Here is a 13,443-nt window from a genome sequence, read left to right on the forward strand (position 1 = left end):
CTCAGCGGGTGTGTTGACCGTTCGGTACCGGTGTTCGTGGGTGGCGCTTCGTTTTCCACCCCAACCCCCCCCCCACGACCACCTGGACCGATGACTCACGGCCACCCTCACCTGCCCGATGGACATGGAAGCCCCTTACTCGCGCCTGGGGTGGTTGTGGCGATCACCGGGGTAGCGAAGGCCTCTTTTCACTACCTTCAGGGTAGGCAAGGAGGCCTTCACGGATCGGCCCCGCAGCCAGACCGCTACTCACGAGCGCGTGGACCGCGGCAGGTCCAGCGCGCCCGCGTGAAGCGCTACCCGACGACCACCCTTTTGGGTTAGGTTCCCCCTCATGAAGCTGCGCTGGGGTGTCACCGCTGTCGTTTCCGCTCTCGCCGCCGTGCTCCTGCCCGGTGTCGCCACCGCCGCGCCCGCGTCTTCGGTGCCGATCGTGCGCTGCGAGTTCACGCCGACGCCGGAGAACCCCGCGGCCCGCCCGGTGCTGCGCCCGCTCCCCTTCGCGTTCACCCGCGGCACCGTCGACGTCACCTTCCGCTTCAACTACGGCCCGGTGACCGTCCGGCTGAACCGCGCCGGCGCCGCTCCGTGCGCCGTCCACAACCTGGCGAGCCTGGCGCTGCAGCGGTTCTACGACCACAGCCAGTGCTGGCGCCTGACGAACTCGTCGCGCCTCGGCGTCCTGCAGTGCGGCGACATCTACGAAGCCGAGAAGGGCGGGCCGGGCTACAAATTCCCGGACGAGGTCGACGGCACCGAGACCTACGAACGCGGCACCATCGCCATGGGCAACCAGGGTCCCGGCACCAACGGCAGCGAGTTCTTCATCGTGCACTCGTTCGCGAACATCCCGAAGAACTACTCGGTGATGGGCGAGGTCGTGCGGGGTATGGAGGTGCTGGACCGGATCGTGGCGAACGGCATCGTCCCGACCGATCCGAACGGCCCGCAGGACGGGTTGCCCGCGAAACCGGTGAAGATCCAGAAGGCGACCGTCGGTTTCTGAGAGCGGCAAGCCTCGGACACGATCTTCTCGTCCGAGCTAGAGGAGAAGATGCTGCGCGCCGCTCATCGACGGTGCGCGGATGGAGATATTCGCACCCCATCGATGAGCGGTTTCACGAGTCAGTACGGTCAACGACGACATCATCTCCCCGCGCTCCAAGAACGCCCGGCTGTTATAGCCGAATGCCCAGCCCTCATCCTCCTCGACGCACCTGGCGATGACGATTTCCGTCGCATGTTCGGGCCGAATCCTCTCATCGAGAAAACGTTGAGCAGCCTCGAACGCGTCTTGCAACACCACGTTACTTCGCCCTAATAAAGTGGAAAGTTCGTTGTCGGTACCGACCATCGACCGCGCGCCATGCGGCGACGTAGCGCGCGACCAGCTCAAGGCCGCAGGGACGCGAGCGCTGGACATGACCCCGTCTCACAGTGCGGGAAGCCGAACCCGCGTTGGCCAGCGGGTGAGCAATTCGGGCGAAGTGCCCTTGTCTTGATCCGGTAGTCTTGGCCACCAAGGTCGAGAGGCGCTGCAACGGACCGCCGGGTCCGCCACGCTCGGCCCCGGACTTCACCGCAAGGGCGCCTCCCACGACATGGGAGGAGCGCTGGATGAAAACGACCGCCCTGCGAAAGCTGCTGGATGAGCGCATCGTCGTGCTTGACGGGGCGTGGGGGTCGATGCTCCAGAACGCCGGCCTCAAGCCGGAGGACTACCGCACCGAGCGGTTCCAGGACCACCCCCGTGACATCACCGGCGACCCCGACCTGCTGAACATCACCAGGCCGGACGTCGTGCGCGACATCCACCGCCAGTATCTGGACGCCGGCGCGGACATCACGACCACGAACACGTTCACCGCCACCACGATCGGCCAGGCGGACTACGGGCTCGAGCACCTCGCGTACGAGATGAATCTCCGCGGCGCCCAGATCGCCCGCGAGGCGGCGGACGCGGCGGGCGGGAAGTTCGTCGCCGGGTCGGTCGGGCCGCTGAACGTCACCTTGTCGCTGTCGCCCAAGGTCGAGGATCCGGCGTTCCGGGCGGTCACCTTCGACGAGGTGTACGCCGCGTACGCCGACCAGATCAAGGCGCTCGCCGAGGGCGGCGTGGACCTGCTCCTCATCGAGACGATCTTCGACACGCTCAACTGCAAGGCCGCGATCGCCGCCGCGCGCGACGTCGCACCGCATCTACCGCTGTGGATCTCGGTGACGATCGTCGACCTCAGCGGCCGGACGCTGTCCGGGCAGACGGTCGAGGCGTTCTGGAGCTCCATCGAGCATGCGGATCCGCTGCTCGTCGGCGTCAACTGTTCGCTGGGCGCCGAGGAAATGCGCCCGCACATCGCCGAACTGTCCCGCCTCGCGGGCACGTACACCGCCTGCCACCCCAACGCCGGCCTGCCGAACGCGTTCGGCGGGTACGACCAGACGCCCGACGAGACCGGCGGCCTGCTCGGCGACTTCGCCACGGCCGGGATGGTCAACGTCGTCGGCGGCTGCTGCGGCACGACCCCCGCGCATATCAAGGAGATCGCCGACGCCGTCCGCGGGATGGCGCCGCGGAACGTCCCGGCCCCGAAGCCGCACACCCGGTTCAGCGGGCTCGAGCCGTTCGAGATCGGCAAGGACACCGGGTTCGTAATGATCGGCGAGCGGACCAACGTCACCGGATCCGCCAAGTTCCGCAAGCTGATCGAGGCCGACGACCACCAGGCCGCCGTCGACGTCGCGCTGGAGCAGGTCCGTGGCGGGGCGAACCTGCTGGACGTCAACATGGACGCAGACCTGCTCGACAGCGAAAAGGCGATGACCACGTTCCTGAACCTCATCGCCACCGAACCCGAGGTCGCCCGGCTGCCGATCATGATCGACAGCTCGCGCTGGACAGTGCTCGAGGCCGGGCTGAAATGCGTGCAGGGCAAGGGAGTCGTCAACTCCATCAGCCTCAAGGAGGGCGAGGAGCAGTTCCTCCAGCAGGCCCGGCGCATCCGCGACTACGGCGCGGGCGTGGTCGTGATGGCCTTCGACGAACAGGGCCAGGCCGACACCGCCGACCGGAAGGTCGAAATCTGCGCCCGCGCCTACGACCTGCTCACCCAGCAAGCCGGTTTCGTCGCCGAGGACATCATCTTCGACCCGAACGTGCTCGCGGTCGCGACCGGTATCTCCGAGCACAACGGGTACGCCAAGGCGTTCATCGACGCGCTGCCGCGGATCAAGGAACGCTGCCCCGGCGTGCATATCAGCGGCGGTATCTCGAACCTTTCCTTTTCCTTCCGCGGCAACAACGTCGTGCGTGAGGCGATGCACTCGGCCTTCCTGCTGCACGCGGTGCGCGCCGGGCTGGACATGGGCATCGTCAACGCCGGACAGCTCGCGGTCTACGAAGACATCCCCAAGGATCTGCTGGAGCTGGTCGAGGACGTGCTCTTCGACCGCCGCGAGGACGCCACCGACAGGCTGGTCACGTTCGCGGAAACGGTCAACGGCAAGGGGACCCGGCGCACGGTCGACCTCTCCTGGCGCGAGAACACGGTCGAGGCACGGCTGAGCCACGCGCTGGTGCACGGCATCGTCGACTACATCGAAGAGGACACCGAGGAAGCGCGCCAGAAGCTGCCGAGGCCGCTGGAGGTCATCGAAGGCCCCCTCATGGACGGCATGAAGATCGTCGGCGACCTGTTCGGCTCGGGCAAGATGTTCCTGCCGCAGGTGGTCAAGAGCGCGCGCGTGATGAAGCGGTCGGTGGCCTACCTCGAACCGTTCATGGAGGCCGAGAAGGAGAAGGCGCGCCTCGAAGGCCGGATCGAGACCCGCCAGGGCAACGGGAAGGTCGTCCTGGCGACGGTCAAGGGCGACGTGCACGACATCGGCAAGAACATCGTCGGCGTCGTCCTGGGCTGCAACAACTACGAGGTGATCGACCTCGGCGTGATGGTCCCGGCCTCGGTCATCCTGGACACCGCCGTCTCCGAAGGCGCCGACGCCATCGGGCTTTCCGGCCTGATCACGCCGTCGCTCGACGAGATGGTCAACGTCGCCGCCGAAATGGAGCGGCGCGGCCTGAAGCTGCCGCTGCTGATCGGCGGTGCGACCACGTCGCGCCAGCACACCGCGGTCCGCATCGCGCCCGCGTACGAGCACACGACCGTGCACGTCCTCGACGCCTCCCGCGTCGTCGGCGTCGTCGGCGACCTGCTCGACGCCGACCGCGCCGAGATCCTCGACAAGAAGAACCGCGAGGATCAGGAAGAGCTGCGCGTGCAGCACGCGAACAAGCAGCGGACGCCGTTGCTGACGGTCGAGCAGGCGCGGGCCAACCCGGAGAAGGTCTCCTTCGACGACATCCCGACGCCCGCGTTCACCGGCGTCCGGTACGTCTCGCCGTCCCTCACCGAGCTGCGCGAGATGATCGACTGGACCTTCCTGTTCCTGGCCTGGGAGCTGAAGGGCAAGTACCCGGCGATCCTGGAGAACCCGGTGGCGCGGGAACTGTTCGACGACGCGAACACCCTGATGGACCAGATCATCGCCGAAGAGCGGTTCCAGGCCAAGGGCGCGTACGCGTTCTGGCCGGCGCACTCCGAGGGTGACGACATCATCCTGGAGTCGGGCGTCAAGTTCCCGATGCTGCGCCAGCAGACCAAGAAGCCGCTGTCGCGCCCCAACCGCTGCCTGGCGGACTACATCGCCCCGGCCGGCGCGGGCGATCACCTCGGCGGTTTCGCGGTCACCATCCTCGGCGCCGAGGACTTCGCGGCCGAGTTCGAGGCGAAGCAGGACGACTACCGCGCCATCATGGTGAAGGCGCTCGCGGACCGGCTCGCCGAGGCGTTCGCCGAGCACCTCCACCTCCAGGCGCGGCGGGACTGGTTCGAGCCCGACGCCGATCCGAAGCTGGAGGACCTGCACGCCGAAAGGTTCCGCGGCATCCGCCCGGCGCTGGGCTACCCGGCGAGCCCGGATCACAGCGAGAAGCGGGAGCTGTTCGAACTGCTCGATTCCGACCGGCTCGGGATGGGGTTGACCGAGTCGTTCGCGATGACGCCGGCGGCGAGCGTCAGCGGGCTGATCTTCGCCCACCCCGATTCGCGGTACTTCACCGTCGGACGGCTGGGCAAGGACCAGATCGAGGACTACGCCGTCCGTCGCGGCCTCGAACTGTCCACTGTGGAGCAGTGGCTGCGTCCGAACCTCGCCTACGAGCCCGAATGACACAATGATCAGGTGACCGCCGAAGGCTCGGACTTCCTGCAGCTGGACATCGGGGACGCCCCGCCGGGACGCCGGTCGGACTGGCTGGCGTCGCGGTTGCGGCACGCCATCTCCGACGGCCGCCTGCCGGTCGGCAGCAGGCTGCCCGCGACCAGGGCACTGGCCGCGGACCTGCGGGTCTCCCGCGGTGTGGTCACCGAGGCCTACCAGCGGCTGGTCGAGGATGGTCATGTCGCCGGACGCGGCCGCGCGGGCACGGTGGTCGTCGCGGCGCCGGCGCGGACGAAGGAGCAGACGGCGCCCGGTCCCCCGTCCGCGGGCACGATCTTCCGGCCCGCGCCCGGGATCGGTGTCTTCGACTCACTGCGGTCGACCCCGGCGAGGATCGACCTGTCCCCCGGCGTGCCGGATCTGACGGCGTTCCCGCGAACGGCCTGGCTCCGCGCCGAACGCGCCGTGCTCAACAATCTTTCGGCGGCGGACTTCGGCTACGGCGACCCGCGGGGCGCGCCCGCGTTGCGGCTCGCGATCGCGCACTGGATCGCCCGCACCCGGGGGATCACCGCCGACGCCGACGACGTGCTGATCGTCGCCGGTGTCGCGCAGGGCCTCGGCCTGCTGGCCCAGGTGCTGTGCGACACCGGGATCTCCGAGATCGCGGTCGAGGATCCGAGCTCGCTGGGCGCCCGGCAGCATCTGCACGACCGGCGGCTGGCGACGCCGCCGATCCGCGTCGACGAAGACGGGATCGACGTCGAGGAGCTCGTGCGCAGCGGCGCGCCCGCCGTACTGCTCACGCCGGCGCACCAGTTCCCGACCGGGGTCGTGCTCGGCGGGGAACGCCGTCGCGAGCTCATGCGCTGGGCCGCGGACGGCGGGCTGATCATCGAGGACGACTACGACGCCGAGCACCGCTACGACCGTCCGCCGGTCCCCGCGCTGCGCTCGATGCTCGCCGAGCAGGTCTGTTACGCGGGCAGTGTGTCGAAGTGGCTCGCCCCCGCGCTCCGGGTGGGCTGGATGCTGGTTCCGCCGCGGTACCGGGACGAGGTGGTCGCGGCCAAGCGGTTCGCCGACCTGGGCAACGCCGTCCTCCCGCAGCTGGTACTCGCGCATCTGATGGAGTCCGGCGAGATGGAGCGGCAGCTGCGGTTCGTGCGCAAGCGGCACCGCCGCCGCCGGGACGCGATGATCGACGCGCTCCGGACGCATCTCCCGGACGCCGTGGTGCACGGCGCCGCCGCCGGGCTGCACCTGACGATCACCTTCGACGCGGAGTTCTCCGATCTCGACTTCGCCGCCGCCGCGCTGGATCAGGGGGTGAAGGTGCAGCCGCTGTCGTGGCACTGTCAGCGGCCGATGAATCCGGGGCTGGTCCTCGGTTATGGGGCCAGCCCGGCGAGCGACATCGCCGAGGGCATCGCCGTCCTGGGCAGGCTCAGGCGCTAGCCACCATCGCATTTCGTCCTCTGAATGCGGTGGTTCGATGGCGAACTACCGCATTCAGAGGACGAACTGCCGGGGGAAGGGCAGGAGCGCGGACGGGTCTTCGACGTGGGCGTTGTGGCCCAGTCCGGGGAACTCGACGGTGAAAGAGCTGAGCGCGCGAAGCTGCTCGGGACGGCTCATGGGGTCGTGCTCCCCTGCCGCGAGGACGACCGGGCAGCGTGCCGCGCCGAGCAGTCCACGCATGTCCGGAGCCCCGACGGCGAACGCCCGGGGGTCCAGCGCCAGCCGCCAGCCACCTTCGGTTTCGGCCACCCCGTCGGGATCCGCGTCGGCGATACCGACCAGGCCGGCGATCTTGAGGAAGCCGCGTTCGGCGTCCTCACGGGACGGGAACACCCTGGGCGGCTTGGCGGCCATGGCGGCCGCCCGCGCGAGGTCCTCCTCGCTCCATTCGACCTTGACGCCGACCGCGAGCAGCCCGGCGACCTTCACCCCGAACCAGCCGGAGGCCAGCGCGAGCCCGACCACACCACCCAGTGAATGGCCGACCACCAGTACCGGACCGCGTTCCGGGAGCGCGTCGGCGACCGCCGCGGCCAGGCCGCCGAACGAGTAGTGCGGCAACCGGGGCGATCCTCCGTGACCAGGCAGATCCGGTGCCAGCCAGCGATATCCCGGCTGCGCCATGAGGCCGTCCCAGACCGCTCCTGTCGCGCCGAGGCCGTGCAGCAGGAGCACGGCGGGGCCTTCGGTTCCGGCGGTGCGCATCTTCAGCGTGTCCACCGGACGGATCTTTCCGCAGTCCCCCGTCCGCGGGCTAGGGTCGGAGGCGTGATCACCGATCCGGACGTATACACCCGGGGCGTGCCGTACGAGCACCTCGCGTCGCTGCGCCGGGGGTCACCGGTCGTGCGCGTCGACGATTTCTGGGCCGTGCTGCGGCATTCGGACGTCAAACACGTGCTCAGGAACCCGAAGCTGTTCTCGTCGCGGCTGGGCGGGACGCAGATCCGGGATCCGGCGACCGAGCAGGACCTCGGGTACGTCCGCCGGATGATGCTCAACATGGATCCGCCCGAGCACGCCCGGCTGCGGGGCCTGCTCACCAAGGCGTTCACGCCGCGCGCGGTCGGCAGGCTGACCGAACGGATCCAGGGCTGGGCGAGGGATCTGATCGCCGGAGTCCGCGCGGACGGTGGGTGCGACTTCGCCGCGGTCGCCGCCGATCTCCCGCTGCTGACGCTCGCCGAGGTCTTCGGGATCCCCGAGCAGGACCGGCGGCTGATGTACGACTGGAGCAATCGCGTGATCGGCTATCAGGACGCCGACTACGCGGTGAGCGCGACCGTCGAGGCGGACGAGGTCACCGATCTCGCGCGGGCGGCGCTGGCCGTCCGGCCGGTTCCGGGGCCGGACGGGTCGATGCCCGATCCGCGCACCCGCTCGGGGATGCCGGATCTCTACGCGTACGCCAACGAGCTCGGCGAGTACAAACGCCGGCATCCCGGCGAAGACGTGATGAGCAACCTGATGAGTCACGTCGAAGACGGCGGCCGGGTGTCCATCGCCGAGTTCGAGAACCTGTTCTGGCTGTTTTCCGTGGCGGGCAACGAAACGTTGCGCAACGGCATCCCCGGCGGCATGCAGGCGCTGCTGTCGCATCCGGACCAGTACCGGCGGCTGCTCGCCGACCGTTCCCTGCTTCCCGGTGCGGTGGAAGAGATGCTGCGCTGGTGGACGCCGGTCATGCACTTCCGCCGGACCGCGACCGAGGACGTCGTCCTGTCCGATGTGGACATCCGGGCGGGTGACAAGGTGGTCGTCTGGTTCTCCGCCGCGAACCGCGACGAGACCGTTTTCGAGGACCCGGACCGCTTTGACATCGGCCGCACCCCCAACGATCACCTGACCTTCGGGCACGGCCCGCATTTCTGCCTCGGCGCCCAGCTCGCCAGGGTGCAGCTGCGCGCGATGTTCGGAGCGGTCCTGGACCTGCTCGGCGAGGTCGAACCCGCCGGGGAACCGGTGAGGTTGCGGTCGAACTTCCAGAACGGGCTGAAATCGCTGCCGATCCGCTGGTAGCGACGGGCCCCTTCCCGCCCCCGAGCGCGGGAAGGGGCCATCACCCCCTGGTCATTCGGCCGCGGCGAACTCCGGTTCGGCGACGGTGGAGCGGACTTCGGCCTTGCGCAGGCCGACGACTCCGGACAGCGCCACCAGGACACTGATCACGGCGATGCCGGTGACGACGGTGAGCGCGGGCGCCAGCCCGTTCAGCAATGCGGCAGGACCGGTGGCACCACCGGAGTTACCGGTCAGGACCGCGGTCACCACGGCGAGGCCGATCGCGCCGCCGACCTGGATCGACGTGTTCAGCAGCCCGCCGGCGAGCCCCTGCTCGTCGTCGGAGATGCCGTTGGTCGCCTGGATGTTCAGCGAGGAGAACGCCAGCATGAAGCCGATACCCAGCAGGATCATGCTCGGCAGCACCGAACCGGCGTAGCTGGAACTCTCGTCGATCCGCAGGAACAGCGCGTACCCGATGACGTGGGCGACGACACCGGCGAGGATCGTGCGCGGGGTACCGAGCCGGTCGATCAGCGGCTCGATCCTGGGCGAACCGAAGGCCACGATCAGCGCGGCGGGCAGGAAACCGAGCGCGGTCTGCAGCGCGGACCAGCCCAGCACGGTCTGCAGGTACAGCATGACGACGAACTGGAAACCGATGTAGGCGCCGAAGAACGTCGCACCGCCGAGGTTGGCGCGGGCCAGCGGGCCGGAGCGCAGGATGCCGAGGCGGAGCAGCGGGTGCTTGCTGCGCTTCTCGATGAACACGAAGGTGACGAGCAGGGCGAGCGCGAGGGCGAACGAGATCAGCGTCCGCGGCGCGGCCCAGCCGATCTCCGGTGCCTCGACCACGGCGAAGACCAGCAGAAGCGAACCGGCGGCACCGGTGATCGCGCCCGGGAAGTCATAGCCGCCACCGGTCTGCGGCCGGTAGGACGGGATCAGCTTGATCGCGGCGACCAGCGCGGCGAGCGCGATCGGCACCGGCAGCAGGAACGTCCAGCGCCAGCCCACCTGGGTGAGCAGACCGGAGAAGACGAGGCCCGCGGAGTAACCGCTGGCACCGAAGACGGCGAAGATGCTGATCGCCCGGTTGCGGGCGGGGCCTTCGTGGAAGGTCGTGGTGATGATGGACAACGCGGCCGGTGCGGTGAACGCGGCGGCGAGTCCCTTGATGAAGCGGGTGGCGATCAGCAGCGCGCCGTCGTCGACGAGGCCGCCGAGCAGGGAAGCGAGCGCGAAGACCGCGACGGCGACGAGGAAGACCCGGCGCCTGCCGAGCAGGTCGGCGGTGCGCCCGCCGAGGAGCAGCAGGCCGCCGTAGCCGAGCACGTAGGCGCTGATGATCCATTGCAGGGCACCGGTGGAGAGACCGAGTTCGGCCTGGATGGACGGGAGGGCGACGGCGACCATCGACACGTCGAGCGCGTCGAGGCCCACGACGACGGACACAGTGAGCAGGACACCCCAGAGGCGCGCGTCCCACCTTGTCGAGCTGGTGGACAGCTGCACGGAAGAACTCATGACCCGTACAGTACATGCACGCGCATCTAATGCAAGTGCATTTAATGACTTTGCATAAAATTCATGTGCATGCTATCTTGGGCCGCGTGAGCGACGTCGCCGAACAAGACCTGCTGCGGGAGTGGCACGAACTGTCCGCCCGGCACGCGGCGGTCTTCGGACGGCTCGAGTGCCGCCTCCAGGAGCGCCACGGCCTCGGCGTCACCGAGTTCGAAGCTCTCGAACGACTGGTGACCTGCGTCGTCGGCAAATGCCGCGCGGCCGACCTGACCGAGGTCGTCCACCTGAGCCAGAGCGCCACCTCACGACTAGTCGCCCGCCTCGAACGTGAAGGACTCGTCCAGCGCGCGCTCTGCGAGTCGGACCGGCGCGGGATCTTCGTCGTTGTGACCGACGAGGGCCGCCGTCGCTACGAAGAGGCGAAGCCGACGCACCGGGCGACCCTCGAAGAGACCCTCACCGTCGACGCCTGAATCTCGGCAGCCGGGTCAGTTCCGGGCGAGCTCCTCGCGGATCGCCGGGACGACCTCGTTCCCCCAACGGCCGAGCGCACTGTCAGTCGTGGTCGCGTCTTCGACCGGGAAGTAGATGAACCCCGCGGCGCCGTGGTCGCGCACCGCCGGAACCAGTTCCTCGACCCACCGCTCCGGCGAACCACCGCCCCATCGTCCCTCGTCGTCACGCGGCGACGGCAGGGGCTTTTCCGTTATGCGGCCCGGGAAATTGTAGATGGTGGCGATCTCGCCAGGGTCGCGGCCCGCGTCGGCGGCGGCCTGGTCGATCACCGGACGGGATTCGGCGAACCGCGGGCTGAGCCAGTCCTCGGCATGCCCGGGGATCCAGCCATCGGCGAGTTTTCGGTCACTGCCAGGGATTTGGGCCCGACAGCGCCCGTCCAGACCGGGGGCGCGGGCGCGGCCGCCGGCACCAACCCGTCGACGGAGTAGAACTCCCCCTCGAACGCCAACGGCGCCCCGCCGCCGGAAAGCGCCTTGATCAGGGTGATCGCCTCGCCCATCGCCCGGACCGCTTCGGCGGGCGTCCGATGCTCGACACCGAGTTTGGCGTTCTCCCGCCAGAGGCCGCCCGCACCGATGCCGAGCGTGACCCGGCCGCCGGAGAGCGCCGAAAGCGAGGTGATCGTCCTCGCCAGCATCGGCGCGGGACAGCTCGGCAGGTTGGTCACGTTGACCGCGGCCGTGACCTGCGACGTCCGGCCGAGGATCACGCCCAGTGCCGCGTACGCGTCGAGCCGGTCGGCGAAGTACGGGTGATCGGACAGGCTGACCAGGTCGAGTCCCGCGCGGTCGGCCTGTTCGGCGTGCCGCAGGAGGTCCTCCACCTCGCCGACGCCGGTTTCGAGCCCGAATCCGAACAGTGTCATCACCACTCCTTAAGTTCGCACTACGCACTATTTGCATCACGAACTAGCTGCCCGCGTCGAAGTAAAGAATGTTTGACATCATGTCTAGAACTCTTTACCTTTGGTCTCGTGGCTATGGAAGAGAAACGCGCGTGGATCATGGTGGTGGTCACGGTCTTCGGCTACGCCGCGTACCTGATCGTCGTCCTCCACCGGGCGGGCTCCGGCCCGCTCGTCGATGTCCCTTACGTGGCGGCACTGGTGTGGACGATCGGCGCGGCCATCGCGGCTTCGATCGTGCTGCACATCGCCGCGGCGATCGCCTCACCGCGCGACGCGGGCCGCAAGGACCAGCGCGACCGCGAGATCGGCCGGTTCGGCGAGCACATCGGACAGTCGTTCGTCGTGATCGGTGGTGTCGCGGCACTCGTCATGGCGATGGCGGAGCTGGACCACTTCTGGATCGCCAACACCGTGTACCTCGCCTTCGTCCTGTCCTCCGTGCTCGGCTCGATCGCGAAGATCGCCGCCTACCGCCGGGGATTCCAGGCATGGTGAAACCGACCAAGGTCACGAACTCCATCCGTGCCCTGCGGTTCGCGAAGGGTGAGATGACCCAAGCGGAACTCGCGGACCGGATCGGCGCCACCCGCCAGACGGTGATCGCCATCGAACAGGGCCGCTACTCGCCGTCCTTGGAGATGGCCTTCCGGATCGCCAGGGTGTTCGGCGTCGGGCTCGACGACGTTTTCCAGTACCCAGACCAGGAATGAGGCCGCCGTGAAGGCGATCGCCCAGAACGAGTATGGCAACACTGACGTCCTGACACTGACCGACCTGCCCGAACCCGAAGCCGGACCGGACGGCGTGGTCGTGCGGATCCGGGCGGCGGCGGTCGATCCCGGAGTCTGGCACCTCATGGAGGGCACGCCGTACTTGGTGCGCTTGATGGGTTTCGGCGTACGGAGACCGAAGGCCCGCGTCCGCGGGCTGGACTTCGCCGGCGTAGTGCACGCCGTCGGCGACCGGGTGACCCGATTCCGGCCGGGCGACGAGGTTTTCGGCACCTGCCAAGGGTCCTTCGCCGAGTACGCACTGACCACGGTGGACAAGATCACCCGGAAGCCCGAACGACTCAGTTGTGAAGAAGCCGCGGCGGTCCCCATCTCCGCTTTCACCGCGCTCCAAGCCCTTCGGGACAAAGGCCGGGTCGCGCCCCGGCAGAAGGTCCTGGTCATCGGTGCCGGCGGTGGCGTGGGCACCTTCGCGGTGCAGATCGCCAAGGCGTTCGGTGCCGAGGTGGACGGCGTGTGCGGAACGGGCAAGGTCGACCTCGTCCGCTCACTCGGCGCGAACCGCGTTTTCGACTACACACGCGAGAACTTCGGCGGCGGCTACGACCTCATCCTCGACACCGCGGGCAACCGGCCGCTGTCCTCGCTGCGGAAGGCCCTTACCCCGCAAGGCACTCTCGTCCTCGTCGGCGGCGAGAGCGAGGGGAAGTGGATCGGCGCGGTAGGACGCAATGTGCAGGCGCTGCTCCTCGGGCCGTTCGTGAAGCAGAAGCTCCGTGGCCTGTTCTCCACGGAGGACCACGACGATCTCCAGACACTGCGGGCGCTCATCGAAGCGGAGAAACTGGCGCCGGTCATCGATCGGGCCTACTCGCTGGCCGAGGTGCCCGAAGCCATCCGGTACGTCCGCGAAGGACACGCACGCGGCAAGGTCGTCATCACCGTCTGATGTTCTCCCCCACGTCGGACTCCGGCCATCTTGGCAGTGTTCGGTGTCGGAGAGCGATCCGCCGAGTGCCG

Annotated in this window: 13 protein-coding genes; 8 read left to right on the top strand and 5 right to left on the bottom strand. The window is 68.6% G+C overall.

The window, feature by feature from the left end; genetic code table 11:
* Positions 1–334: 334 nt before the first annotated feature.
* Entirely contained in the window at positions 335–1,006 is a 672-nt protein-coding gene (locus tag AC0685_RS12150) for a peptidylprolyl isomerase (RefSeq protein ID WP_478225556.1), read from the top strand.
* Positions 1,007–1,042: 36 nt separating this feature from the next.
* Here AC0685_RS12150 and AC0685_RS12155 read toward each other — a convergent pair whose 3' ends face one another.
* Entirely contained in the window at positions 1,043–1,354 is a 312-nt protein-coding gene (locus tag AC0685_RS12155; RefSeq protein ID WP_478225557.1) for a YrhB domain-containing protein, read from the bottom strand.
* Between the two features lie 263 nt (positions 1,355–1,617).
* On the opposite strand from AC0685_RS12155, the gene metH reads away from it, so the two are divergent.
* Both metH and pdxR read left to right on the top strand, forming a co-directional pair.
* The gene (gene metH / locus AC0685_RS12160) at positions 1,618–5,226 is read left to right on the top strand and encodes a methionine synthase (RefSeq protein WP_478225558.1); all 3,609 of its coding nucleotides are present in this window, start codon (positions 1,618–1,620) and stop codon (positions 5,224–5,226) included.
* 12 nt (positions 5,227–5,238) lie between these two features.
* Positions 5,239–6,675, top strand: coding sequence for a MocR-like pyridoxine biosynthesis transcription factor PdxR (gene pdxR / locus AC0685_RS12165; RefSeq protein WP_478225559.1), 1,437 nt, complete (start codon positions 5,239–5,241; stop codon positions 6,673–6,675).
* A gap of 54 nt (positions 6,676–6,729) precedes the next feature.
* On the opposite strand, the gene AC0685_RS12170 is transcribed toward pdxR, so the two are convergent.
* Complete coding sequence (locus tag AC0685_RS12170; protein WP_478225560.1) at positions 6,730–7,458, bottom strand: alpha/beta fold hydrolase; 729 nt, start codon at positions 7,456–7,458, stop codon at positions 6,730–6,732.
* 48 nt (positions 7,459–7,506) lie between these two features.
* Between AC0685_RS12170 and AC0685_RS12175 the strand changes: the two genes are divergently transcribed.
* Complete coding sequence (locus tag AC0685_RS12175) at positions 7,507–8,757, top strand: cytochrome P450 (protein WP_478225561.1); 1,251 nt, start codon at positions 7,507–7,509, stop codon at positions 8,755–8,757.
* Positions 8,758–8,808: 51 nt separating this feature from the next.
* Here the strand turns inward: AC0685_RS12175 and AC0685_RS12180 are convergent, their stop codons facing one another.
* Positions 8,809–10,266: an MFS transporter gene (locus AC0685_RS12180; protein WP_478225562.1), complete on the bottom strand. Its 1,458-nt coding sequence runs from the start codon at positions 10,264–10,266 to the stop codon at positions 8,809–8,811.
* An 86-nt stretch (positions 10,267–10,352) separates the two neighbouring features.
* On the opposite strand from AC0685_RS12180, the gene AC0685_RS12185 reads away from it, so the two are divergent.
* Positions 10,353–10,739 (top strand): MarR family winged helix-turn-helix transcriptional regulator, encoded by a 387-nt coding sequence (locus AC0685_RS12185; RefSeq protein ID WP_478225563.1) that lies wholly within the window; start codon positions 10,353–10,355, stop codon positions 10,737–10,739.
* Positions 10,740–10,754: 15 nt separating this feature from the next.
* On the opposite strand, the gene AC0685_RS12190 is transcribed toward AC0685_RS12185, so the two are convergent.
* On the bottom strand, positions 10,755–11,051 hold the full coding sequence (locus tag AC0685_RS12190) for a hypothetical protein (protein ID WP_478225564.1): 297 nt from the start codon (positions 11,049–11,051) through the stop codon (positions 10,755–10,757).
* Positions 11,048–11,650, bottom strand: coding sequence for an LLM class flavin-dependent oxidoreductase (locus AC0685_RS12195; protein ID WP_478225565.1), 603 nt, complete (start codon positions 11,648–11,650; stop codon positions 11,048–11,050). Before AC0685_RS12195 ends, AC0685_RS12190 begins: the two co-directional genes overlap by 4 nt.
* Positions 11,651–11,758: 108 nt before the next feature.
* On the opposite strand from AC0685_RS12195, the gene AC0685_RS12200 reads away from it, so the two are divergent.
* Genes AC0685_RS12200 through AC0685_RS12210 form a run of 3 tightly spaced genes read left to right on the top strand, consistent with a single transcriptional unit; the run spans position 11,759 to position 13,372 of the window.
* Complete coding sequence (locus AC0685_RS12200) at positions 11,759–12,187, top strand: hypothetical protein (RefSeq protein ID WP_478225566.1); 429 nt, start codon at positions 11,759–11,761, stop codon at positions 12,185–12,187.
* Positions 12,181–12,402 carry a helix-turn-helix transcriptional regulator gene (locus AC0685_RS12205; RefSeq protein WP_478225567.1) on the top strand — a complete coding sequence of 74 codons (222 nt, stop codon included), beginning with the start codon at positions 12,181–12,183 and terminating at the stop codon, positions 12,400–12,402. Before AC0685_RS12200 ends, AC0685_RS12205 begins: the two co-directional genes overlap by 7 nt.
* A 7-nt stretch (positions 12,403–12,409) precedes the next feature.
* The gene (locus AC0685_RS12210; protein WP_478225568.1) at positions 12,410–13,372 is read left to right on the top strand and encodes an NAD(P)-dependent alcohol dehydrogenase; all 963 of its coding nucleotides are present in this window, start codon (positions 12,410–12,412) and stop codon (positions 13,370–13,372) included.
* The last annotated feature ends 71 nt before the right edge of the window (positions 13,373–13,443 follow it).

This window comes from Amycolatopsis sp. NPDC043889 (assembly GCF_056435645.1).

What these genes read in the sequence shown, in the direction of transcription:
- AC0685_RS12150 (WP_478225556.1), top strand. Translation starts at nt 335, where the DNA reads ATGAAGCTGCGCTGGGGTGTCACCGCTGTCGTTTCCGCTCTCGCCGCC.
- AC0685_RS12155 (WP_478225557.1), bottom strand. Translation starts at nt 1,354, where the DNA reads ATGGTCGGTACCGACAACGAACTTTCCACTTTATTAGGGCGAAGTAAC.
- AC0685_RS12195 (WP_478225565.1), bottom strand. Translation starts at nt 11,650, where the DNA reads ATGACACTGTTCGGATTCGGGCTCGAAACCGGCGTCGGCGAGGTGGAG.
- AC0685_RS12205 (WP_478225567.1), top strand. Translation starts at nt 12,181, where the DNA reads ATGGTGAAACCGACCAAGGTCACGAACTCCATCCGTGCCCTGCGGTTC.
- AC0685_RS12180 (WP_478225562.1), bottom strand. Translation starts at nt 10,266, where the DNA reads ATGAGTTCTTCCGTGCAGCTGTCCACCAGCTCGACAAGGTGGGACGCG.
- metH (WP_478225558.1), top strand. Translation starts at nt 1,618, where the DNA reads ATGAAAACGACCGCCCTGCGAAAGCTGCTGGATGAGCGCATCGTCGTG.